This is a genomic window from Rossellomorea sp. KS-H15a (genome assembly GCF_024195245.1).
Classification (GTDB): Bacteria; Bacillota; Bacilli; order Bacillales; family Bacillaceae_B; genus Rossellomorea; species Rossellomorea vietnamensis.
Genome location: NZ_CP096886.1, coordinates 1,320,285 through 1,342,620, shown reverse-complemented (window position 1 = coordinate 1,342,620; position 22,336 = coordinate 1,320,285). Strand labels below are relative to the sequence as shown.

The following is a 22,336-nucleotide window of genomic DNA, read 5'->3' as shown; positions in this document are numbered from 1 at the left end:
GGGGAGATATATTTTACAGATCATAATAGGAGGACTTCTGTTTATAGGGGTTCGGACGTGAAGGAAGTTATAAAGTTAGCTAAGAGAGAAAGCCGCAGCTTACGTCGGGAGTAAGCTGCGGCTTTCTTATTCTCTTTTATAGAGTGCATATTTTCAATTTGAGACGCTCTCTCAATTCCTCTACCGTTAAATACACTCCATTTTCTTTCCTATGAAGCATCGCATGACAATTCGGACATACAGGAATAAGATCTTCTTTCGGTTTCACGTGATAGCCCTTCTGAATCTCATGTAGGGGTTTAATATGGTGTACGTGAATGAAACCTTTCCCCACTTCCCCATATGTATCTTCAAAGTTCATCTTACATACCTGGCATTCGGCACCATAAAGATCAATACACTGCTTGCGGGCCAGTGGATTGCGTTCATATGAATTAACCGTAATCGTTCTCTGCTCCCCCTCCCACATTTCCGGCACTTCATCAGGGTAGATTTCAGCAGACAAATCCTCATGAAAGAACGACATGATGTAGTCACGGAGCTCACCGGTAAGTTTCATGGAACCCTGGATATTCCCTTTCAACCCATGCTCCCTTAATCGATAAAGCGATAAACCATCCGTATCAACCACATCCACCAAGCGGACACGCGTCTTGTCTCCACCAATGGATTGCTCATACTTCTCTTGATCTACCCAGAACGACTGATCATAGATCGTATCATCCGTTTGAACCAATCCCTCTATTACTTCCACCTTATACCTGACCTTTTTGACACTACCTGAAACATACAAAAATAAAATATCTCCATTTTCATAGTTGAAGGAACGTTTCCAGTCCAGCGCTTCATAATGGGTGAAGGCCCTCTCTAAGTTATATTCATTTGGATTCGCCGGTACCAGCCAGATACGGCGGGCATTCTTATGATCCCTTTCTTCTAACTCCTGGCGACGATTAGCAGCGAGCTCTGGTGATGCTATAAAACGATATTCGTCCCCTTCGAAATGGTAGGGAATACTGTACACATATCCTCTCTCGATAGGATCATAGCAGTTTGACTTCTTTATATTGAGATAATCAGCAAGGTAGCCTGCAGCTTCTTGAATATTGGTAGCTTCGTATAATAATTGCTCATTTTTCCTGATGGTGATGGGAGTGGGCATTGGTTGCCTCCTTAATTATTCTGAACTTAATAGCGGTTAAAATTTCCATATACATGTACGATACTAAGTATATCAAACCACCGAGGAGAAATTCATGCTATTATTTTTAAACTTTATAAAGAAGAAGAGTGAGTCTAAACCAAAGCAAGCTACTATTACTTCATCACCAAAACCAAAAAGAACCAATGAACAGATTGCCATCAGAAAAGGAGAACTAGGAGAATACAAAATTGATATTCAACTAGATCAACTGCCTAAGTCTTACCGCCACCTAAGTGATCTCCTTATACCCAACCCGAAAGCAAAGTCCGGCTATTCACAAATCGACCATGTGGTGATCACCCCATACGCGATTTTTACTATTGAAACGAAAAACTATCAGGGAACCATCTATGGTGGGAAAGATCGGAACACGTGGCTGGTCAATGGGAAGTTCAAAATGATGAACCCTTTTGTACAGAACTATGGGCACATTAAAGCACTTTCTTCATTAATTGATAAGAAGTACCATGAATGGTTTGTCTCGATGGTTTCTTTTACAAAGCGATCTACTTTTAAAGTGGATTCGGATTATCGTAAGATCGCTTCTAATGAATTGATTGTGTATGACATTGAGTTGTCGGAGTTTATTCATCGGAAAGTTTCGGTGTTGAAAATTCAGCACAAAGATCCTCTTCTAAATGAGAGTGAGATCTCAACAATCTACCATACATTTTTAGAGGCAAATATTCCTGACCTCCACATTAGAGAAGAACATAAACATGCATTAGATGAAAAGGCTAGCTCAGGTGGTACTTGTACGATTTGCAACAAGCCTGTGTCTGAGAAAGTTAGGGGGTATTGTTTATCGAATCGTGCTTTTAAAGGGAAGATTTATTGTTATGAACATCAGAAGAATGTTGGAAAGTAGAAAAGCCAAGGGACATACCCCTCTCCTCCCATAAGTCTTAAGACCTACACCAAAGTCCACCTCAGGCTCATTATCAACAATGGCTTCACTCTATAAACTTAGTATATACGGTATAAATGAATGAGGAGAGTGGAGAAAGTGACGAAGAATGTGTATTTGATTCATGGTTTAATGGGAACAGGAGAAATGCATTTCAAGGAGCAATTAGGTCCTTTACGAGAGGAATACACTGTTATTCCAATTGATTTGCCGGGACATGGTCAGAATAGCCGGGATGCTGTTGATCCTTTTTTCGAGCAAACACTTGAATGGCTTATAAGTGAACTCAGGAAAAGAGAGCCTGGTATCTTGATTGGACTTTCCATGGGAGCTAGTTTTGCCCTGCATGCAGCAATCAGATTTCCTGAATTGACAAAAGGCATTGTCCTGACAGGCTACGTTCCAAGCATCCCCGAAGACATGCACGCCATCATGGAAGGACAATATCATTTTTTACATAACCTCAAAGCAGAAGCACCTGAAGTAGCGAAAGACTATCTACTTCTCCATGGTCCACGTTGGGAAATCACGTTACACAGGGTGGTGAAGTGCTTCACTTATCATTATCCGGCAGTATCTGATGAGCAAATAAAGAAGTTGACTGTCCCTACACTACTCATAAACGGCGGAAACGAAAAACATGAAGTGAATTCGGTTCACCAGCTATCATCTATGAACAACCTTATCACACCAGGAATCATTCCAAACTGCGGTCACTTAGCCAACACGGAAAACCCTTCGATGTTTAATCGAATAACTCTGGAGTTTATTAGTGGTATTGCTTAGGTTGGCCAGAGGGACAGGTTTCTTTTCCTAAACTATGGGACCTGTCCTCATAGACCTCGGAAATAACAGGGTATTGAAATTACGCATCTTAACTCCCATTCTTATCTTAACTTATTCGCCAAGTGGACAATTGCCTTGTCACTCATCCTTCTGCTCTCCTCATGCATGAACAAAACGACCACCAGTAGTGAGAAAGTTCAGTAAGACAATCAGTTAATCTTCAATAACAACCATACCACAACTCTCCTTGAATTGAGTTGATCATGAAAATTTACTGAAGGAGAACACTCCGTGTGATTACAATTTTGATCTGTCAATTTGATGTTAGTAATCATAGAATGATTGCTTATACGAGTTTGAATAAGATTGTCATCAACGATGAACAAAAAGACCGTCTTCTAGAGCTTTATGATAGGATGCAGGATTTCGTTGCCGGGGTGAATAAAAGAGACGATAAATCATTTGATTCCACTGATTGAAGGAATGAGGATGATTGTGTAAGGGAATTAAGCAAATGGCTGGATAAAAAGAAAGTAAGAGGGACATATATCTCTGGACCTCAAAACAAAAAGCCGACGCCCCTGTGAACTCTGTACACAGATTCAAACCGACCTACAGTAATTTAATAAGGTCAATTTGCTCGCTTCTGCTTCAGTAATTTTATGAATAAATTATTTTAATCGTTCTCCGTATGGACTTTGGACTAAAACCGCTTGAAGCATCACTTGCCGTTCGTATTCATAGACCATGTAAATTTCAACATTACCATCTTTTCGATGATGAAGAAAAGGGGCTGGACCCTGCGGCCAAAACCGCATCGGAATATACACAGTACCAAGATCTGTTTCTCCATCATAGAGCGTAAGGTATGGTTCATAAGTAGTGTCAGAATTGTTCTGTTCAAACATCATCATCCACACATAATCTTTTGACCCTTTTAGCACTCGGTCTACGCGTTCTTCCCCAAATAGTTTGTCGTCTCCATTTTCAAATGTCAATTCACCTGTTTCATATTGCAGTTGCCGCAATCTACTGATGTTTCGGTTTGAAGGATTTAGAGACGGAACATATAAATATCCTTCTTCTAGGTCAGCATATGCAGTTGGAGAACCAACACTATCATACCATCCTTCTGTAATCACTTTATGGTGATCAAGCACATTTACCTTTGTTCCGTTGTTGAGATACATTGCATTAATATCACCTTCGTCTCCAATAGCATTCATGAGCACTCCTTGTTCAGCACCTGCATACAAGCCGATGAGTTTTGCGTGATCAGGGAAGGAGTCCAATACTACAAGATGCTCAAGGAACCCTTCAGAGTTGACAGCCATCCTGATTAACAGGTGCTGTTCTTTTGAACTTACACTTGCATATAATTGGTTTCCCATTAAAACAAAGTCTGTTCTAGCACTTTTAAAGTCACTTTTGGAAATGTTGTATTCTGCTGGCATATTATCTATTATTCCCTGAAAATCAAGGTCTAGATTCTTCCCTTTCCACATGTTATCTTTTACAAAAGAACCGTATAAGGTTATTTCTCCGGTTGAGGTATCTTCTTCTGGCCAGATCACGTACAATTCCTTGTCATGAACAGAGATGATAGAATATTTGTATCCAATATCCTCGGGGGATCCCAGATAAAAAGATTCATTTCCATACTTTGGGATTTTTAGTACAACTTCCATTGCTTCTGTTAGTTCATCTTCTTCCACTTCCTCTTCTGCTGATACTTCATCCACTGCTACTTCTCCTTTCTGACTTTCTTCTGAAGAACCTGTCGCTCCTGTAATTTTTTCCTCTCCCTTATTATTTTCTACTGCATTTTGACAACCACCTAGTACCAGCCAAATGAACAATAAACACAACAAAGCCTTCATTCCATTCACTCCTTTTTTGGTTATTGTAAGCAGAAGATCTCAACACCCCATACATTGTTTGGTTTATTGATTTATCACAGAATGAATCTCCTCTCAAGAAACATATATAATACCTATTCTTTCCAGTACGACTAAATACCTCAATACCTTAACAAAGAAACTGCTTTTATTGAATTATCTTTAAGAACTAAGACAAGCAACAAAAGAGGTCCACTAAAAAAGAGGAAATCAAAAATTTGAAGTCCTCTTTTGCTCAATAGATTTAATAGTATTTTACAGTTGGGGCCACTGCCTATTAATATAAAAAGAAGCATGAGAACCGTTCCTATGCTTCCTATGAAAAAAGATAGAAATGTGTAACTGTTTGGAATTGATGCCGTAAATTGGTTTATAGTGGAAGCTACGGTATTGGCCGTCAAGCTTATGCTTGGTGGTTCCATACGATTAGAAAGGTGGTATACAATGAAATATGTATGCCGTCATGGCACTAATGGTATGGTGAATTTGACAAGTGAATTTCTACTAAACGAAGATTATTCCGCTATTGCGAGCTGGTTGCTTATCGCTTTATTCTTCTTCGGAACTTTAATCTTTATTAATACTAGTTATGTATTTTCAAAGAAAGACGAGTGACGGTGCTTCTATTAATATAGGTTTCAATGTTAAAGCTTGAAAGTTACATAAAAAAGCACGAGAATCGTCCCCGTGCTTCTTTTAATATATCACCTATTCTTCCACTTTCTTCACAATTTTACTGCTAATCCATCCCTCAGTCCCATCAGCTGTTTGAACTTTGAACCATAAACGCCCATCTTGGTCCTTCTGCTCCTCATTAAGAAACTTCAATACACCCGCTTTATCCACGCTATAAACCACACCACTCGTTAAGGAAGGTTCTGAACGAATATTGCCGAATTCAGATGTAATTTTCACATGTATCAGGGGCTGTTCCTCTTGTTCTGAAGAAGTTTCTGATGAGAATGGCCAACTTACATTCCCTAACACATTCTTACCTTGGTTGAGCAGTTCATTTCCATATGTTATTCCAGAGAGAAGTAATGAAAGTATGAATAGGCTAATTGCTACTTTCTTCTTATTTTCCTTCAACCAGGTGAAAGAAACACCCCGCCAAGGTAATAGAATGGATTTAATGTATTCTTTCTTAATAAATTTGGATAACTCATCCCTGATGCCAATGTCATCATCCATCTTTTTTAATTCTTTCAAACTTTTTCTAGAGAGGTGTACTGTTGGTTCATCTGGATCTTCATTAGAATCACCAAAGGAATAGACCTTTTCTAAGAATTTTTCTATTAAAAGGTATGCTTTAAACTGTTGGGAAAAATCCTTTATTGATCCAGGTAGTTCCCCAGGATAATAGCCCTCTTTCTCACCTCTTTGCTCAACCCTCTCTAAGTACTCTATAGTTACTTTAAGACTTTCAGTTTCTTTCCTTTTCAAACTCTCTTTAATAAAACGTAAAAGCAGGTGACCAGAAGAAGAAAAATCCTTCACTACATCTTTATCCTGAACAAGCAGAGGCATGTCATTATAGAGTTTTTTAGTCATTGTATAGAAGCTGTCTATGTGACCGTTCCTATGTTCCTCCAACAAAGCTTCCTGATAGCTGGAATAATAGTATACATGAGCCATGTATAAACCCGACTTTCCCTCGTGAAGCTTGGTCCTTGATGTAATTGGCCGTTGTTTCACAATGTGAAATAGCTTTTGAGAGACACTAAGTGCTTCCTTCCAGCTTTTTCTCTTAATAAGTTCAGTGATTCCCTTGGTTGTTTCTTCAATCCACTCTCTCGTTTCTTTTCTCTCTTTTTCACTCAACGTTAAGTAATATTGAAACTCTAGTAGAGACATCTCTGCAAATGAAAATCCCATGGCTTGAAATTGGTCACTGATACGCATGATGGTTCCTCCATAAATGGTCATCATGGCAAGGCGATAGTTTTTCTCTAATGAGTGGATGAATTTATTAAATTGCTCGATATATGTATTCCAATTTTTAAACACCTTGTTTAATGAATCATTAATCTGTGATTCATCGTTTCCACCCATTAAAGCACCAACCCCTGCACCGGCAAAGGGAATTCCAATTAACATACCAAGCAGCGATGCTCCACCTTTAATGAACGCTTTATCCCTTTTTCCTTTGTTCAGGGTATCAAGAAGAATCGCATGCTTCCCAATCATTTCAGCATAGTCCTTCAAGGATGTTGTAAGCTGGTCAATGTGATGAACAATTGCATTTTTCAATCCATTAAAGAAATGTGTGGGATAGATGTAACGTTTGAAAATTTCACCATACTCCTGGCTGGACATGGAATTGATGAAATCCACATAGTCACTCTCAATAGAAGTGAATCCTATCGCTTTCTTTAAATCGTCAGAAACTCTTGCTGGATCTGTGAGCCTAAAGAATTCTTTCAAATAATTGGTTTGATCTTCTTTAGTAGGCTTATCAGGCATAGATTCGTCCAACAACTTCAAATCCTCATAGCGAGCATGTAATAGGCCCCACACCTGTTCCATCGCTTCATTTGTCTTAAGTTGTATGAACGCAATAACCTCTTCAGAAACACTATTATTCAACCGATGCTTCAAATCCTGTTCCATTTGATGGTACTCGTAGTTGGCATTGATGAAGTAGGAGTCAAGCTGTCTGATTCCCATCTAGAACAAATCCAAAAAGTTCAATGCATCTATACCATCCGTCACCGTGCCTAAGTCTGCTGCAGAAACATGCGAAGAAATGGTATCAATGTCACTAAAATGTTGATTGAGATCATATGCCTGCCAACTGGAACTATGATCCATTATTGATGAAGAAACGTCGAATTGCGTTCCTCCAAAGATATCCGGGCTTGCAGTGATGTCTACTCCGCCGGAAGTTCCTGTAAAGTCAATACTATTCTCCATAAATCCTGGTTCGATGGAACCGATGTGCTCTCCTCCTTGACTTAAATTTTCACCATTGAAAATCGAGGGTCTGCCAACAATATCATTCTCAATCCCTGGCATATCCAAAGTAGTACCTCCATAAATATTTTCTGAAAGAGTACCGGTCTCTCCATTGGTAAACGTGACCGTTTCTCCACCTGTTACATTTGGCATAGTCTCTAGAAACACATTTCCATTACCGTCAGTTAAAGTAGTACCTCCCAGCAAGTTCTCCTTCGTATGAAGGGTTCCATTTCCTAAACCGCTAAATGTATCATTTGCATATATAGCACCTAATAACCCAGATTCGTAACCTATCATTCCTGCACCTCTTATCCTATGAGTATAGTACTATTATAAATTTACATAAAAGTGGTAACAAGACTAAAAACACCATTTTTAGTAGTATATACCAAAAATATTAGTCCCCCGTCACGATAACACATTAGTATGCCGAGGGACTGCTCCCAAATTCTAGCCTTGTAAAAACTCCCCTGTAAATGTATATAAAAAGTCCGCAGCCATTATAAGCTACGGACTTGATTGGATGGGGATGTCTATATAAAGGCTATTCCGCCTCCACAATCTTGCCTTCAAAAGCAGATCTGTATATTTTCCTAATATCCTCTTCCCCTAAAGGCAATGGACTTCTGGCCAGCAGCCTCTTTTGCTTCACTCCGTCTTGTGTCAGGCTTTCTAAAGCAGATTCAGGAATATCGAATTCCGATAGTGTCTGGGGAATGCCGACATCCTTTACAAGCCTCACCAGTTCCTCTACACAATGGTAGGAAGCTTGGTCATCCGATAAGTAGGCGGAGTTTCCTCCAAGAGCATTCAGTATGTCCGCCATGCGCGTTGTACAGCTTTTTCGAATATACCCCATGACGTAGGGCAGGAGGACTGCATTTGATTCTCCATGAGAGATATGGAATTGCCCACCAAGGGGATAGGCCAGTGCATGCACCCCTGCTACTCCGGCATTAAAGAAGGCAAGACCGGCTATAAAACTGCCATTACTCATATCGGTACGGGCTTGTTTATTTTCCCCTTCCTTCACGGCCGTCCTGATTGAACGGGCAATCAGTCTAATCGCTTGAAGGGCAAGGCCATCCGATGTCGGGCTTGCATTAACGGACAGGTACGCCTCTACCGCATGGGTGAGGGCGTCGATTCCAGTTGCCGCCGTTACCTTCGGTGGGACAGAGACCGTTAATTCGGGATCGACTATTGCTACATCCGCCAGCAGATGATCGTGGGTGACGACATCCTTGGTTGATTCTAATGAGAGGACGGAGATATTGGTCACCTCTGACCCGGTACCAGAGGTGGTGGGGATCAAGATTTTAGGCAGGCCTTTGTGTTCGATCTGTTTCGTTCCTGATAAATTCAGATAGTCTGCGGCCGGACCTTCATGTGAAGCGAGCACCGCTGCTAGCTTCGCAAGATCCATCGCACTTCCTCCTCCTACGCCGATCACCAGTTCAAAGTTCCCTTCCCTGGTGAATGTCACCAGCTTCTCCCCTGTCTCAAGAGGCGGCTCAGGCACTACCTCTGTGTAGAGCGTAACATCGAATCCGTTCTCTTCCAGAGGGTCTGTTACACGTTTGGCGAGACCAATGTCCGCCAATAAAGGATCTGTCACGACGAGGATTTTCGTGGGGGCATACTTTTTCACTTCAGGCACTAGCTGCTCTAATGAACCCCACCCCGTATAACTTAAAGGAGCGAAAACCAATTTTGAAACACTCATCTGTGTGCCTCCTTTTATTCGTAATATCCTTCAGTGGACTTGCGGAATTGTCTGAATTGCTCTGAATCATGTCCGAACCACACATCCGAATTGGTTTCTCTCGCAATTCTCCTGATCTTTTCGACAGCATTCGAGTATCCCACTGAATCATAGAGGATTCCAGGCGGTTTGATAGGCGGTCCGAAGCTTTCTGCCGTGTAGATAGCATCGGAGGCAAGGATGATCCCTCCCGTTTCCGGCATATCAATATGCAGGCCGAGCATTCCCCACGCATGTCCGCTTCCGAAATTCAACAGCTTGATTCCTTCCGCAAGCTGCAGGTTATCTTCTGTACGTTTGATGGTCTGCCATTGAAGATTGTTCTTGATCCATGCATCAATATCCGCCCATACATATGCCCCTTCCTTTTGATTACGCGCATATGTTTGAAGGGTTCCGTTCAACTCATCTTCATGGACAATGATTTTGGCATTGGTGAACATTTCCAAGCATCCCGCATGATCCAGATGAAGATGAGAAGCGACTACATATTTAATTTCTTCCGGTCTGACATTCAACTGCTCCAATCGGTTATGAAGATAACACTCCTCGCTCATAGAGATCGGGAACATTTGCTGCGTTGCTTCTCCCCATCTTCCCTCAGCTCCCATCGAGTTTGGATTGCAAGCTGTGTCAAAGAGAATTTTCCCTTCTGGATGATCGATTAATACCGTGTAGACAGGAAATTCAACGAATTGGGTCTGAGCATTTGGGTTACTACTCGTGGCGGGATTATGCATGGCAATCATCCAGTTCTTGTCCATTTTCATTCTTCCATTATCCATTACATATAGCTTGGGTTTTGGTGTAATGATCTTCATTCTTTCTCCTCCTTAAATGATGGTTTTAATCAGGACCTCTCTTTTTCCCGTACAGTCTTTGATTTATGGGCGATTCCTAACCTCCTTTACTTCAATCCATGCAAAATTTGTGCCAACTATCTAAATATTGAAGTAACCATATTTATAAATTGAAGTTTCGTGCAGGTGGTGATAAAATTCACCAAAAGACATCTTTATACATTTATGTAAACATTTTCTACACTGGTGACATCTTTCACCAGATGGTGACAAATTTCAACGGAAATGGTGGGATGATTTTTGCAGGAGGTCATGTTGGATATAGGTCTGTTTACGAGCACTTTTCACTCCATGACCAATGGTGTGATTGTAGTTGACCGGGAGCGAAGAATATTATTCATGAATCATGCAGCATGCAATCTTTTATGTAATGGAAATAAAGACTATACAGGTCAGGATATCAGAAACTTCATCCCAAATTCCGAACTGCATAAAGTGTTGGAAACAGAGCAGAGTTCAATCGGTGTAAAGATGGGGATTGCAGGCGTGCAGTACATGGTGAACCGGACACCATTGTACCAGGACGGAACGTTGATGGGTGCAGTCGGTGTTCTTCAGGAGATCTCACAAATGGAACACTACCGGCTTCTTCTAAATCAGATGGAGCAGGTCATCGAATCTTCTGCCGACGGCATTTATGTAGTGGATAAGAACGGTCTCACTTTATTCGTCAATTCCGCCTATGAAGACATTACCGGCTTCAAGAGGGATGAACTGATTGGCCATCATATGGCCGATTTAATGGAAGGTGGCTATTTTGACCAATCTGTTTCCCTATTAGTTCTGGAAGAAAAAAAGCCATTGTCCATCATCCAAAAAATCGAAAATAAAAAAGATGTCATCGTAACAGGAAATCCGGTGATGAATGACTCCGGAACGATTGAAATGGTTGTCACAAGCGTCAGGGATATTACACAGTTAACTCAAATGAGCAACGAATTGAAAAAGGCCAAAAGCTTTTCCAAGATGAATCAGAATCGATTCACCTATACTGGGGAAGGCAGCCAAGATAACATCATCTTCGAAAGCATTCAAATGAAGAAAATTATTCATAAAATCAAGCAAGTCGCCCCATTTCCCACCAGCATCCTCCTGCTGGGTCCTACCGGTGCAGGAAAAGAAGTCCTCGCCAATCTAGTCCATGATTACAGCAACAGAAAAGATAAACCATTCATAAAAGTAAACTGCGGGGCCATCCCCGAGCATTTGCTCGAATCGGAATTATTCGGTTATGAAAAGGGGGCATTCACTGGAGCACATTCAGCTGGGAAAATCGGGTTACTGGAACTCGCTGATAATGGCACTGTTCTACTGGACGAAATCAGTGAACTTCCCCTTTCCCTTCAAGTGAAGCTACTCCGTGTGATACAAGAAAAACAGATTCAGAGAATCGGAAGCAACAAAATAAAACAATTGGATATCCGCATCATCTCCGCTACCAATAAAGATTTAAAAGAGTTAGTGGACCAGGGCACCTTTCGGGACGATTTATACTACCGATTGCAGGTTGTAGAAGTCCACGTCCCCCCCTTGGTTGAAAGACCCGATGATATCGAAGTACTGGCGGACCACTTTTTCGCTTCTTTTTGTAAAGCCTATAACATCCAGAAAGAGCTGTCCTCCGAAACTAGAGAAATGCTGAAGCGGTACAGTTGGCCAGGAAATGTCAGGGAACTCAAAAACCTGGTGGAAAGCATGATCGTGTCCGTTCCTTCCCTCATCATAGAAGTGGGAGACCTGCCGCCGCATATCCACAGGGAAACAAAGAATAAAGGGGATTCCCTGGATTCAAAAGCAACCCTGAAACAAAAAGTCGAACAGTACGAAAAAAACTTGGTCAAAGATGCCCTTAAACACCATGATTCTATCAGAATGACAGCTAAAACCCTGGGCATTGACCATTCTACATTAATCAAAAAGCTGAAGAGGTGGGGTATCTCCTGGTGATGTGATGCTATTTCATTTCTTTTAGGCGTACAAAAAGAGCTAAGGACCCCTTGGCTCACTCCTGAATATAAGGCTACTCATTCAAACTTCCCTAACTCGAACAACAAGGAACATCCTCTTAATGGAATAAGACGTCCCTGTGCCACACATCAAAGAAGCACGAGAACCGTCCCCGTGCTTCTGCGCTTCCTTCTTTAAAACGTTGCAGTATTATTCGCCTCATCCGCCTTCACACAATCAATCGCAATCACAAGGGCAAGAATCATCGTTTCCATCTCTTCCTCCAGAACCTGCACCCTGTAACTGTCGCCCCAACTGAACCATTTCTTACCGACTTCACCCACTACTTTCCCCTGGTGTAACACCTGAAAGTCCATGTCCATCCAGTTTCCTTCCACTTCAATGCCTGCCGAATCAATAGAATACTTAGCCTTCAGAAAGGATAATTCCTTCTTGATCGTCACGACCTCTTCACCATTCACCTCTACAAAGAATGTCGGTAGAAAGCTCAACACCTTTTTCGTGATCAGGGCTACTTCATCGCGGTCTTGATTCATGATGGAGAACGTCTTCGGGACCTTCATAAAACTTCCCTCGACATAATAAACGTCCCTCTCATCCTGGTCCTTTACGGTGAATTTCTCGCTAAGACTGAATACTTTTTGTTTGATGTAAAGCTGTTTCATATCAGTTCCCCCATTTTACGTCTTTCCTTTATATACGATTGAGATGGGGATAAGTTCCAGTATTTTCGCACATAAAAAAGCCATTCCCTCACAAGAGGAATGGCCCATACTCTCTCTTTATCTCTCACACGCCCAGTCATCCTTATCACGGTCATGCTTCCGTGCATAAGCAGGATGATCGGAAGGGACTCCATTTGGATAGACTTTTCTCAGTTCGGTACAGTTTTGATAATACTCTTGTTCTTGAGCAGCTGCCGGTTCTTCCGCCGCGGCAGCTCTCGTTGTTTTGTTTTCTTCCTTTGGATCCAGATCCCCTTTGGTGGTGCCATTTTCACCGTAAGCCCAGAGGCCCGTTTCCTTCTCTCTTGCTTCACGGGCGAATTTCACGAAGTAGTCGCTGTATTTCATATCCGGGTTGTAGGTAGACGGCTCTGCATATCCGTTCAATACCAAGTCGGCATTGAACATCTTGGTCCGGATTTCTTCCTCGTTCATTTCATCCTTAGGGATCTCAAGCCAGATAAGGCGGAGTGAACGATTATATCGGTCCGTTTCGGACACATCCTTTTGGAGCCAGACCGTTTTGCCTTCCAGCTTTTCGGTCGTATAGTTACTGGCTTCTTTGCCGTATTCTTCTGTTCTCGTTGTGGACTCAGGGGTGTTGACGCCGATGAATCGGACTTTTCTTCCGTCCTTCAATTCGACGGTATCACCGTCTACCACGCGGGAAACCAGCACTTCTTCCATTCCGAATGTGTCGGCAAGCTCTTGCTGCTCTTTCTCCGCTTCCGTTTTTTCCTTTTCTTTAGCCAGTTTCTTTTCTTCCTCTGCCTTCGACTGTTGCCCCGCTTCCTTCTCAACATTCTCAGTGGCTGCTTTATCCACTTGATCTGATGGTGCTGCACAGCCTCCAGTGATGACCACTAGAATCCCGATCGTCATCAACCAGCTTGGCTTCCTAAAGATCGTTATCTTTTGAGAAAGTTGGTATAAACCAAATCCTACGAACAATAGTCCAACCCATGCTACAGGCGTTATCATCGCCATGAGCAAGGTGATGATAATAGCCACGGAAGCCATGATCATAGATAATCCTTTCATTTCAGCACCTCATTACATTTTTTCGTTAAAACCGTTCTCGATTCACTCTGACCGACCGCAACTTTTTAACAGATATGTACATTAATTGTATTACAAAATCACTCAGTTATCTGACAATCTCACAATTTAGCAAAGATTTTTCTGCACATAAGAAGCATGGGGACGGTTCTCCTGCTTCCTCCTCATAAAAAGAAGCACGAGAACCGTCCCCGTGCTTCCTCTCATTCTATTATGTTGTTTTCTTTTCACCCATGTTAAGAAAAACAGGTCTGTCCGCCTACTAAAACAGGAAGGAATCCACTGAATCTTTCTCACTTATTGAAACATTCAAATAAAAACAGGCTTTTGTCCCAGGAATGAGTCCCCTCCTCTTCCTCCCTCTATTTACATTCATTTACAACAGGTTAAAAGTGAGCTCCTATAATATGAACTGTTCGAATTCAATAGATTTATGAAGGGAGTCATCCACATGACGAATGAGAGATCAATGGAAAATTGGATTCAAAAGCTGAATGAAGAGACCTTATATAAAGGGGTCGACCGCCGCAACTTCCTTCAGGGGGCTGGGAAAGTCGCAGGGATTTCCCTGGGGATGGCGATTGCTCAATCGATGGGCGGTCTGTCTGTCTCGGCAGAAGAAGCCGGATTTCAGGATTTCCCTTTTTCACTTGGGGTAGCTTCCGGTGACCCGCTGCCGGACAGTGTCGTATTATGGACACGTTTAGCCACTGACCCTCTTAATGGAGGGGGCATGCCTGACCGCAAGATTCCAGTGAAGTGGGAAATCGCGAAAGATGAACATTTCCGGCATATCGTGCAGCGCGGTACGGAAGTGGCAAGTCCGTCCCTCGGGCATTCCGTTCATGCCGAGGTAGGGAACCTGGAAGCAGGCACGGTGTATTATTACCGGTTCAAAGTCGGAAAGGATTTCAGCCCGATCGGAAGGACGAAAACCCTTCCTGCCTTGAATGCAGAAGTCTCAAGCCTGTCTTTTGCCTTTGCTTCCTGCCAGCAATATGAGCACGGTTATTATACGGCCTATAAGCATATGGCCAAAGAAGATCTTGATCTCGTTTTCCATCTTGGAGACTATATTTATGAATACGGCCCGAATGAGTATGTAGCTAAATCAGGAAATGTACGGGACCATAAAGGTCCTGAAATCCGCACGTTGGAGGACTACCGCAACCGCCATGCCCAATACCGGACGGATGCCGACCTCCAGGCTGCCCATGCGGCTTTCCCATGGGTGGTGACATGGGATGACCATGAAGTGGAAAACAACTATGCCGACATGATTCCTGAAAAAGGCCAGTCTGTGGAAGAGTTCGTGAGGAGGCGTGTCGCAGCCTACCAGGCCTACTATGAGCATATGCCGTTAAGGAGGTCTTCCATGCCTCATGGAGTGGACATGCAGCTCTACCGTCAGTTCTCATACGGGAACCTGGCCAATTTCATGGTGCTCGATTCCCGTCAGTATCGTTCCGATCAGGCAAATGGAGATAAAAGCTCTCCCCAGACCGCAGAATCCCTGGATCCTTCACGCACCTTGTTGGGCCGTGAACAGGAACAATGGGTTCTAGATCATCTCGGCAGCTCCAACAGCTCATGGAATGTACTGGCCCAGCAAATCTTTTTTGCCAAAAGAAATTATGGTCCAAGCCCTGACCGGCCTTTATACAGCATGGATGGCTGGGATGGCTACACCCCTGCAAGGGAACGCATCACGGATTTTGCCCGTCAGAAAAACATGGATAACCTGATTGTCCTGACAGGTGATGTACACGCAAACTGGGCCTCCAATATCCTGGCAGACTTTGACGACCCGTCTTCCCCCTTGCTTGGAGCCGAGTTTGTCGGCACATCGATCACATCAGGCGGGGACGGCGCGGACAAGCGCGCTGACACGGACCGCATTCTTGCCCAGAACGAGCATATTAAATTCTTCAACGATTATCGCGGATATGTCCGCTGCCATGTCAAGCCGACCCAGTGGAAAGCCGATTATCGTGTCGTTCCATTCGTCTCGAGTCCAGGTGCGGATATTTCTACCAGAGCCTCCTTCGTGTACGAAAAAAATGCAGAAGGACTGAAGGAAGTGTCTACGTCAACCGTTCCAGAAGGAAAACCTCTATCTTCCGAGGTGGAAGAAGATCGGCATGAAGCGCATGCCCGCGCCCATAAAAAACAAGCCCAAAAAGGCAAACATATGCAAATGAACTAGCACCAAGGAGGCTGAGGCCATGAATGATCGCAACCAGCAGGTGATCGGACACTTGGAAGAGCTCAGGAGCCGCGCCATTAAAACCGCACTCGCCTTTATCGGTTTCCTGATCGTGGGACTCTCTTTTATGAAACCGATCTACGGATGGCTGATCAGGGATATAGACATGAAGCTTGCTATCCTCGGACCGAGTGACATTTTATGGGTGTACTTGATGATCGCATCGGTCTTCTCAGTCGCAGCTACCATTCCAGTCGCTGCCTATCAGATTTGGCGGTTTGTCTCTCCGGCTCTGAGTGCAGCAGAAAGAAAAGTCACGTTACGCTTCATACCCGCCTTATTTTTTCTTTTCATTTTCGGTATCGGGTTCGGCTACTTACTTCTTTTTCCGATCGTCCTGAACTTCTTGACCACCCTGTCAGCCGACCAATTTGAAACAATGTTCACAGCGGAGAAATACTTCCGATTTATGTTACACCTGACCCTGCCGTTTGGATTTCTATTTGAAATGCCTTTAGTCATCGTCTTTCTCACGGTACTTGGCATTTTGGACCCTTCCAAATTGAAAAAATCAAGAAAGATCGCCTATTTCCTGCTGATCGTCATTTCCGTGGTGATTACACCGCCGGATTTCCTTTCCGATGTATTGGTCATCCTGCCGCTCCTTCTTTTATATGAAATCAGCATCACCTGCTCAACCATGGCTTATAGGAAAAAGACTTCCCCTTCTACGGAGTCAAATGCAGGTCAAGAGAATGTTGCTCTATGAAAGAAGAGGCTCGGAATGAGAAGCTGCTTCTTGAGTGTAATCGGGATCGGCACATCCGTGTACCCACGCACAAATCAAACTGACAGGAGGAGAAACCTATGCTTACAAATATCGGAATCCCGGGATTAATTCTCGTACTCGTTATCGCCCTTATCATCTTTGGCCCGTCAAAACTACCGGAAATAGGACGGGCATTCGGAACGACCTTAAAGGAATTCAAAAGTGCTACGAGCGATTTAGTGAATGGACATGACCAGGAAAAGAATCCCTCAAAAGACGAAGGGCAACGACTGACAGCGGTGGAAAAAGACAAACAGCATACAGGCAGTTGATCTGCCACATCGAAAACCGCCCAGAGCTTCTTAGCCTGGGCGGTTTTCGATGTTGGGTATCCATTTCTCTAACTGTGACCGTTCTCCTCTTTCTCTTTTATAAGTTTTCATATACTTCCCTTGCCTTATCCGCTCTTGGCATTTCTTCCGTTATTCTTTTATATGAATCACTTACCAGATAAAGCCCCCTGGGGATCCAGAGGGACAGGTCCCTTGGCCTACTTTCGCTTCCCACCATGCCTCACTCTATACAGAATCGAAGCAAATAGATTAGCCAAAAAGAATAACGGGTTCCCCTGCATATTGGAATGAAGGCTCAGTTCACCAGCATTCATATCATCATACATCTCTCCCTGCTTCTTTCCCTTCAATCGGTTCTTTTCCTCTTCCCCTTTTAACGCGATCAAAAAGCGATATTGCATAGGTAAGATCAACAGGGAAATCAACACATATAAACCGAAAATAGCTAGAAAGATATACAATTCCATTTTGACTGCCTCCTCAAGTCCACCACTGTTTTTATTCCTTATATATGTATACGTTTAACTGAATTAGAAAGTTTCGTTAATAGAGGTCTTTTGTCGTGTAGTTAATTTGAGTATGATAGTTAGAGAGTTGCTTAGAAAAAGATCCATATGTATGTGTATGTAGATTACATAACTGACATCATCAAACTATTCATCATCGTGGTGCTCTCCACTCAATTTGCATATGGCTGCACGATTCTGCTTTTAGAAAGAACCATGTTAGATTACTACGATTTGGCCGTTTACCGCCCTGCCACCACGAACTTTCAAAAATTCACGAATGCCTTTCAAAAGGGCATGTTCGGCTCAGGGTACTACATTTATACGAAAATCGGAAAGTACAACTGGTTTGTCCGAAAAATTCTATATTTACTATCGCTACTTGTTCAAGGCGTTCTTTCAATTATCATCTATTACATATTAGCCTGGCTGGTTGATTTAATCTTTGGTTTGATTATTTAAAGGGAAGCACAGGGACGGTTCTCCCCCTTCCAACTCATATAAAAGAAGCGAATCAACCTTCCCATGCTTCTAAAAAGGAGACGCACATGCTCTTGATCCTCCCCACCATCATTGAATTCATAAAGTATCTATTGATTGCCATCTTACTCACCCAACTCGGTTTCGGTTGTCTGATTTTATTATTCGGAAAAACCATGGTGAATTTCTACACAATCTCCATTTACGAAAAGCCTGAAAGTCCCTTTCAAAGAATGAGTAACGTTATTCAGAAGACCACCATCGGATTTGGATACCTGCTTTACTCCAAAGTTTCAACATTCAATTGGTTACTGAGGAAGGTCTTATTACTGGGATGTTTACTGGTTCAGGCACTCCTATCGATCTTCCTGGATGAAATCATTGTGGGTTTACTCGAAGGGCTGTCATTCTAAACGAATCCTAAGGGAAAAAGAAAGGAAAATATTATGTTTCTTACGCCTGATGATATTGGTGAATTGATTTTATTGGTCATTGGTTCTGTACTGGCCATCCAGTTCGCATATGGCTGCACAATCCTTATCATAGAGAGGACCATGCTGGACTTCTACGACCTGTCCATTTATCGTCCCGCTACCACCGTCTTTCAAAAAATACAGAACACCTTCCAAAAGGGACTCCTTGGCTCCGGATACTACATTTACACGAAAATCGGAAAGTACAACTGGTTTGTCCGAAAGATCCTATTTTTACTTGCACTTTTTATTCAGGGAATTCTCTCGATTATTCTTTACACTTTCCTCTCATTGATAAAAGAGCTTGTGGTTTAAGGAGCACAGGGACGGTTCTCTTGCTTCCAACTCATAAAAAAAGAAACACGAGAACCGTCCCCGTGCTTCACAAGATTTGAATGTTCTCCTTGATATGTTTGATCTTTTTCATCCCCACCATCGTAGAGAATACACCTTCGGTTGAAGTGACCTCCCTTAACATAGATCTGGCGTCACTTGCCCCATCGAACGCCTTTCCAAGCTGAAATGGAGCACTGGTCGTTGAATAGATTCCCAGCTCATGTGCTGCTTCGAAGACAGACAACCACTCTCCATTTGCTTTTTGATTCTGTTTTTGAATGCCTTCATTCATATGCTTATTCAGCGGAAACTGGATGAATTTGAAGTGATGCCCTTCCCCGGCCACTTTTTTGGCTATATTTAAAACCTCTTCGATTGAAAGATAGCCCCTTTCCATTGGATCCTTGAGAAATCCAAACCAGGTAGCAAATCCATAATACCTAATATTCTCGAGTCGCACTTGATTTTCAAAGAAGGTAAATAACTTTTCCAGTTGCGTATAAAAAAGAGTGGGTCCAAGGACCATCATGGAGATTTCGGGGTTATGGATATAGTAGAGATCAATCGTTTCTAAGTGGAGATGTTTCTTACTGGTATCAATGGCAAATCGATAATAATCGGGTGCTAACACGTGCCGATGGGTATCGACGATATTCACGTCTGATTCCTGAATGATTCCACCTTCCAACAAGACTTTTCGCAAAAAATCCGTCGGGAACAAGTTTGCCTCGATGTCCCCTGGAATGATGCCGCCTTTGGTTGATACAATCACTTCTTCCCGCTTAATTGATCCCCTCTTGATTAACGACTTTAAAACATAGCCGACATCCCTTTCAGATCTCATCCCGCGATAATTAATGGCGGTATCGATGAAATTCAATCCATTCAACAAACCGTACTCAATCCCTTCACGATAAAGCACCGAGTCTTCCTCATTCATCTCCCCCAAATGAGTCCCCATCGCAATAGGAGGAGCGCAAAACATGGACGATTCTCGACAACCCAATGCAAACTTACTTAAATAGTCACTCGTTCCATTAAAAGAAGCATAACCGGAAATCATTCATTTTCCCCCTTTAAGTTCTTTAACATCATAAAAGAAAAAAACCTAGAATAACAGACTGAAAATTCATACAATTATTTGTTATAATAAAGATAGGGGAAGCACAGGGACGGTTCTCCCGCTTCCACCTCATAAAAAAGAAGCACGGGAACCGTCCCCGTGCTTCCTCTCATTTATTTACGGTACACCCATTCCCACACTTCTCCATCGTCCTCATCCGTCACAACACCTTGCAGTTCAAACCCATTCTTCTTCAAGATGGATGTCGAAGCGTTGTCTTCGGGTTGAGTGCGGGCGGTAATGACAACTTCCGGATCAAAATCCTGTGCGATGTCTACTAAAGACCTGCACATGAATTGGCCATATCCTTTCCCTTCATGTTCCGGAAAGGTAAAATAGCCGATCTCCACTCTTCCCTGCTTCGGCCTTCCTTTGAATGAACAAACACCCACGATATCAGAGTCCGAAACAGCGAGATAGCTGATCCATGGTGGCTCGAAGCCTACTTTCTCATAATACTCATCCTGGCTCACCCGGACCATTTTACAAAATTCATTCTCTGTATCTATTTTTTCTCCAATGTTGATTGGTTTTAATTTCAACGTCAATTCCTCCATTTATTAAAATGAAAGCATCCTCCGTTGAAACTGGATTGGGAGGATACCCTTGTTACTTAATATAGTCCTCTCCATACACCATATTTCATCTCTCCTTAGTAAATATAAAGACATTTTATCAGATCTTACTGCAAAGAGGGAGCAAGGGGACGGTTCTTCTGCTTCCATCTCGTCAAAAAAAGAAGCAAGAGAACCGTCCCCTTGCTTCACTTCTCCCTGTCCCTCCACTCCTTAAGCGTCATCATCTCAAACGCTTCCTCATGATCCAATCGCAACGGAGCGATGAATTCAAGGGAATTTCCATCAGGATCATCGAAATAGAGACAGGCATGGGCCTGTGGATTGTTGGGAAGGACGATCGGCTGCCGTTCAGCTGAAAAACCGAACACTTCCCTCACCTCGACTCCTCTTTCTTTTAGCCATTCCTTCGCCTTTACGATATCCTCCACTTCAACATGAAAGGCGATATGCCTGATGGAAGCATGATACGGGATGTTCACTTGATCCGCCTCCCACAACCCAAGCCAGCTCTTCCCTTTCTCAATCCAGACAAAAGAAACCCTCTCGCTCTCATATGCCAGTTCAAAACCGAGGTTCTGATAGAAATCGATGGACTGCTTCATATCACTTACTGGTAGATGCGCTTCGTATAATCCTTTAATCATGATGGTACCTCCTTTTTTCTTCATATTAGTATTCATCAAAGAAAAATGGCTCCGGTATTCGTTTGAACTATTTCTAAGACTTTTGATTGAAAAAAGGAATGGATAATCCTGTTAAACGAGCACATACTACCTTCTGAGTAAACAGATGTTTACATAAAAAAGTAGGAGGTAGAATCATGAAAAACAAAACATTTGCTTTAATGATGGTTGTATTCATGGCGTTCTTGTCTCTTTCAAACGGCATATCAGCCGCTGAAGGCGGGACACCGGCAACAAAGGATATCGTTGACACGGCTGTGGAAGCCGGTCAGTTCAAAACCCTTGCGGCCGCTTTAGAAAAGGCAGGACTTGTGGAAACACTGAAAGGTGAGGGTCCTTACACTGTATTCGCACCGACAGACGCTGCGTTTGAAAAGCTGTTGAAGAAACTAGGTATCACAGCTGAAGAACTACTGGCAAGAGAAGACCTTAAGCAGATTCTTCTATACCATGTGCTTTCAGGTAAAGTGATGTCCACAGACCTGAAAGACGGTCAAAAGGCAGAAACATTGGCCAACAAGACAGTGGAAATTAAACTTGACCCTGTCCGCGTCAACAACGCCAATGTGGTGAAAGCAGATATTCAAGCTTCAAACGGTGTCATCCATGTGATTGACGAAGTGTTACTTCCAGAGTAAGAAGCACGGGGACGGTTCTACTGCTTCCCACGTCCAGAAGAAAAGAAGCAAGGGGAGCCCC

At 42.8% G+C, this 22,336-nt stretch carries 23 protein-coding genes; 11 read left to right on the top strand and 12 right to left on the bottom strand.

Annotated elements, in window-relative coordinates; translation table 11 throughout:
• Window positions 1-136: 136 nt before the first annotated feature.
• Entirely contained in the window at window positions 137-1,162 is a 1,026-nt protein-coding gene (locus M1J35_RS06840; RefSeq protein WP_254653154.1) for an HNH endonuclease, read from the bottom strand.
• 94 nt (window positions 1,163-1,256) lie between these two features.
• On the opposite strand from M1J35_RS06840, the gene M1J35_RS06835 reads away from it, so the two are divergent.
• The 3 genes from M1J35_RS06835 (at window position 1,257) to M1J35_RS06825 (ending at window position 3,376) form a co-directional block, all read left to right on the top strand.
• Window positions 1,257-2,072, top strand: coding sequence for a nuclease-related domain-containing protein (locus tag M1J35_RS06835; protein WP_254653153.1), 816 nt, complete (start codon window positions 1,257-1,259; stop codon window positions 2,070-2,072).
• Window positions 2,073-2,210: 138 nt separating this feature from the next.
• Window positions 2,211-2,897: an alpha/beta fold hydrolase gene (locus M1J35_RS06830; protein WP_254653152.1), complete on the top strand. Its 687-nt coding sequence runs from the start codon at window positions 2,211-2,213 to the stop codon at window positions 2,895-2,897.
• 293 nt (window positions 2,898-3,190) lie between these two features.
• The gene (locus tag M1J35_RS06825; protein WP_254653151.1) at window positions 3,191-3,376 is read left to right on the top strand and encodes a hypothetical protein; all 186 of its coding nucleotides are present in this window, start codon (window positions 3,191-3,193) and stop codon (window positions 3,374-3,376) included.
• A gap of 192 nt (window positions 3,377-3,568) precedes the next feature.
• Here M1J35_RS06825 and M1J35_RS06820 read toward each other — a convergent pair whose 3' ends face one another.
• The 5 genes from M1J35_RS06820 to M1J35_RS06800 all read right to left on the bottom strand — a co-directional run bounded on the left by M1J35_RS06820 (window position 3,569) and on the right by M1J35_RS06800 (window position 10,339).
• Window positions 3,569-4,777, bottom strand: coding sequence for a hypothetical protein (locus M1J35_RS06820; protein WP_254653150.1), 1,209 nt, complete (start codon window positions 4,775-4,777; stop codon window positions 3,569-3,571).
• Between the two features lie 726 nt (window positions 4,778-5,503).
• Complete coding sequence (locus tag M1J35_RS06815) at window positions 5,504-7,405, bottom strand: SH3 domain-containing protein (RefSeq protein WP_254653149.1); 1,902 nt, start codon at window positions 7,403-7,405, stop codon at window positions 5,504-5,506.
• 57 nt (window positions 7,406-7,462) lie between these two features.
• Window positions 7,463-8,050 (bottom strand): hypothetical protein, encoded by a 588-nt coding sequence (locus M1J35_RS06810; RefSeq protein WP_254653148.1) that lies wholly within the window; start codon window positions 8,048-8,050, stop codon window positions 7,463-7,465.
• 247 nt (window positions 8,051-8,297) lie between these two features.
• Complete coding sequence (locus M1J35_RS06805; RefSeq protein WP_254653147.1) at window positions 8,298-9,479, bottom strand: iron-containing alcohol dehydrogenase; 1,182 nt, start codon at window positions 9,477-9,479, stop codon at window positions 8,298-8,300.
• Between the two features lie 14 nt (window positions 9,480-9,493).
• On the bottom strand, window positions 9,494-10,339 hold the full coding sequence (locus tag M1J35_RS06800) for an AhlS family quorum-quenching N-acyl homoserine lactonase (RefSeq protein WP_254653146.1): 846 nt from the start codon (window positions 10,337-10,339) through the stop codon (window positions 9,494-9,496).
• A gap of 291 nt (window positions 10,340-10,630) precedes the next feature.
• On the opposite strand from M1J35_RS06800, the gene M1J35_RS06795 reads away from it, so the two are divergent.
• Window positions 10,631-12,325: a sigma 54-interacting transcriptional regulator gene (locus M1J35_RS06795; protein ID WP_254653145.1), complete on the top strand. Its 1,695-nt coding sequence runs from the start codon at window positions 10,631-10,633 to the stop codon at window positions 12,323-12,325.
• Window positions 12,326-12,519: 194 nt separating this feature from the next.
• On the opposite strand, the gene M1J35_RS06790 is transcribed toward M1J35_RS06795, so the two are convergent.
• Both M1J35_RS06790 and M1J35_RS06785 read right to left on the bottom strand, forming a co-directional pair.
• Window positions 12,520-13,011, bottom strand: coding sequence for an LURP-one-related/scramblase family protein (locus M1J35_RS06790; RefSeq protein WP_254653144.1), 492 nt, complete (start codon window positions 13,009-13,011; stop codon window positions 12,520-12,522).
• Window positions 13,012-13,128: 117 nt separating this feature from the next.
• Window positions 13,129-14,112 carry a thermonuclease family protein gene (locus M1J35_RS06785; RefSeq protein WP_254653143.1) on the bottom strand — a complete coding sequence of 328 codons (984 nt, stop codon included), beginning with the start codon at window positions 14,110-14,112 and terminating at the stop codon, window positions 13,129-13,131.
• A 469-nt stretch (window positions 14,113-14,581) separates the two neighbouring features.
• Between M1J35_RS06785 and M1J35_RS06780 the strand changes: the two genes are divergently transcribed.
• From M1J35_RS06780 to M1J35_RS06770, 3 genes are all read left to right on the top strand, one after another.
• A complete protein-coding gene (locus tag M1J35_RS06780) occupies window positions 14,582-16,336 on the top strand; it encodes an alkaline phosphatase D family protein (protein WP_254653142.1) in 1,755 nt (584 codons plus the stop codon).
• Window positions 16,337-16,355: 19 nt separating this feature from the next.
• Window positions 16,356-17,105: a twin-arginine translocase subunit TatC gene (gene tatC / locus M1J35_RS06775; RefSeq protein WP_254653141.1), complete on the top strand. Its 750-nt coding sequence runs from the start codon at window positions 16,356-16,358 to the stop codon at window positions 17,103-17,105.
• Window positions 17,106-17,203: 98 nt separating this feature from the next.
• Window positions 17,204-17,437, top strand: coding sequence for a twin-arginine translocase TatA/TatE family subunit (locus M1J35_RS06770; protein ID WP_224521201.1), 234 nt, complete (start codon window positions 17,204-17,206; stop codon window positions 17,435-17,437).
• 218 nt (window positions 17,438-17,655) lie between these two features.
• Here M1J35_RS06770 and M1J35_RS06765 read toward each other — a convergent pair whose 3' ends face one another.
• The gene (locus M1J35_RS06765) at window positions 17,656-17,925 is read right to left on the bottom strand and encodes a DUF3949 domain-containing protein (protein WP_254653140.1); all 270 of its coding nucleotides are present in this window, start codon (window positions 17,923-17,925) and stop codon (window positions 17,656-17,658) included.
• Window positions 17,926-18,072: 147 nt separating this feature from the next.
• Here M1J35_RS06765 and M1J35_RS06760 point away from each other — a divergent pair, with 147 nt between their 5' ends.
• The 3 genes from M1J35_RS06760 (at window position 18,073) to M1J35_RS06750 (ending at window position 19,232) form a co-directional block, all read left to right on the top strand.
• The gene (locus M1J35_RS06760; RefSeq protein ID WP_254653139.1) at window positions 18,073-18,426 is read left to right on the top strand and encodes a hypothetical protein; all 354 of its coding nucleotides are present in this window, start codon (window positions 18,073-18,075) and stop codon (window positions 18,424-18,426) included.
• A gap of 86 nt (window positions 18,427-18,512) precedes the next feature.
• Complete coding sequence (locus M1J35_RS06755; protein WP_254653138.1) at window positions 18,513-18,857, top strand: hypothetical protein; 345 nt, start codon at window positions 18,513-18,515, stop codon at window positions 18,855-18,857.
• A gap of 33 nt (window positions 18,858-18,890) precedes the next feature.
• Window positions 18,891-19,232, top strand: a complete 342-nt coding sequence (locus M1J35_RS06750; protein ID WP_254653137.1) for a hypothetical protein — start codon at window positions 18,891-18,893, stop codon at window positions 19,230-19,232.
• 67 nt (window positions 19,233-19,299) lie between these two features.
• Here M1J35_RS06750 and M1J35_RS06745 read toward each other — a convergent pair whose 3' ends face one another.
• From M1J35_RS06745 to M1J35_RS06735, 3 genes are all read right to left on the bottom strand, one after another.
• Window positions 19,300-20,316, bottom strand: a complete 1,017-nt coding sequence (locus M1J35_RS06745; RefSeq protein WP_254653136.1) for an aldo/keto reductase — start codon at window positions 20,314-20,316, stop codon at window positions 19,300-19,302.
• A 173-nt stretch (window positions 20,317-20,489) separates the two neighbouring features.
• Window positions 20,490-20,918 (bottom strand): GNAT family N-acetyltransferase, encoded by a 429-nt coding sequence (locus tag M1J35_RS06740; protein WP_254653135.1) that lies wholly within the window; start codon window positions 20,916-20,918, stop codon window positions 20,490-20,492.
• A 221-nt stretch (window positions 20,919-21,139) separates the two neighbouring features.
• Window positions 21,140-21,598: a VOC family protein gene (locus M1J35_RS06735; RefSeq protein ID WP_254653134.1), complete on the bottom strand. Its 459-nt coding sequence runs from the start codon at window positions 21,596-21,598 to the stop codon at window positions 21,140-21,142.
• 176 nt (window positions 21,599-21,774) lie between these two features.
• Between M1J35_RS06735 and M1J35_RS06730 the strand changes: the two genes are divergently transcribed.
• Window positions 21,775-22,275: a fasciclin domain-containing protein gene (locus M1J35_RS06730; protein ID WP_254653133.1), complete on the top strand. Its 501-nt coding sequence runs from the start codon at window positions 21,775-21,777 to the stop codon at window positions 22,273-22,275.
• The last annotated feature ends 61 nt before the right edge of the window (window positions 22,276-22,336 follow it).

What these genes read in the sequence shown, in the direction of transcription:
- M1J35_RS06840 (WP_254653154.1), bottom strand. Translation starts at nt 1,162, where the DNA reads ATGCCCACTCCCATCACCATCAGGAAAAATGAGCAATTATTATACGAA.
- M1J35_RS06745 (WP_254653136.1), bottom strand. Translation starts at nt 20,316, where the DNA reads ATGATTTCCGGTTATGCTTCTTTTAATGGAACGAGTGACTATTTAAGT.
- M1J35_RS06735 (WP_254653134.1), bottom strand. Translation starts at nt 21,598, where the DNA reads ATGATTAAAGGATTATACGAAGCGCATCTACCAGTAAGTGATATGAAG.
- tatC (WP_254653141.1), top strand. Translation starts at nt 16,356, where the DNA reads ATGAATGATCGCAACCAGCAGGTGATCGGACACTTGGAAGAGCTCAGG.
- M1J35_RS06820 (WP_254653150.1), bottom strand. Translation starts at nt 4,777, where the DNA reads ATGAAGGCTTTGTTGTGTTTATTGTTCATTTGGCTGGTACTAGGTGGT.
- M1J35_RS06810 (WP_254653148.1), bottom strand. Translation starts at nt 8,050, where the DNA reads ATGATAGGTTACGAATCTGGGTTATTAGGTGCTATATATGCAAATGAT.
- M1J35_RS06780 (WP_254653142.1), top strand. Translation starts at nt 14,582, where the DNA reads ATGACGAATGAGAGATCAATGGAAAATTGGATTCAAAAGCTGAATGAA.
- M1J35_RS06790 (WP_254653144.1), bottom strand. Translation starts at nt 13,011, where the DNA reads ATGAAACAGCTTTACATCAAACAAAAAGTATTCAGTCTTAGCGAGAAA.
- M1J35_RS06770 (WP_224521201.1), top strand. Translation starts at nt 17,204, where the DNA reads ATGCTTACAAATATCGGAATCCCGGGATTAATTCTCGTACTCGTTATC.
- M1J35_RS06785 (WP_254653143.1), bottom strand. Translation starts at nt 14,112, where the DNA reads ATGAAAGGATTATCTATGATCATGGCTTCCGTGGCTATTATCATCACC.
- M1J35_RS06805 (WP_254653147.1), bottom strand. Translation starts at nt 9,479, where the DNA reads ATGAGTGTTTCAAAATTGGTTTTCGCTCCTTTAAGTTATACGGGGTGG.
- M1J35_RS06750 (WP_254653137.1), top strand. Translation starts at nt 18,891, where the DNA reads ATGTTTCTTACGCCTGATGATATTGGTGAATTGATTTTATTGGTCATT.
- M1J35_RS06800 (WP_254653146.1), bottom strand. Translation starts at nt 10,339, where the DNA reads ATGAAGATCATTACACCAAAACCCAAGCTATATGTAATGGATAATGGA.
- M1J35_RS06815 (WP_254653149.1), bottom strand. Translation starts at nt 7,405, where the DNA reads ATGGAACAGGATTTGAAGCATCGGTTGAATAATAGTGTTTCTGAAGAG.
- M1J35_RS06755 (WP_254653138.1), top strand. Translation starts at nt 18,513, where the DNA reads ATGCTCTTGATCCTCCCCACCATCATTGAATTCATAAAGTATCTATTG.
- M1J35_RS06795 (WP_254653145.1), top strand. Translation starts at nt 10,631, where the DNA reads ATGTTGGATATAGGTCTGTTTACGAGCACTTTTCACTCCATGACCAAT.
- M1J35_RS06730 (WP_254653133.1), top strand. Translation starts at nt 21,775, where the DNA reads ATGAAAAACAAAACATTTGCTTTAATGATGGTTGTATTCATGGCGTTC.
- M1J35_RS06760 (WP_254653139.1), top strand. Translation starts at nt 18,073, where the DNA reads ATGTATGTGTATGTAGATTACATAACTGACATCATCAAACTATTCATC.
- M1J35_RS06765 (WP_254653140.1), bottom strand. Translation starts at nt 17,925, where the DNA reads ATGGAATTGTATATCTTTCTAGCTATTTTCGGTTTATATGTGTTGATT.
- M1J35_RS06835 (WP_254653153.1), top strand. Translation starts at nt 1,257, where the DNA reads ATGCTATTATTTTTAAACTTTATAAAGAAGAAGAGTGAGTCTAAACCA.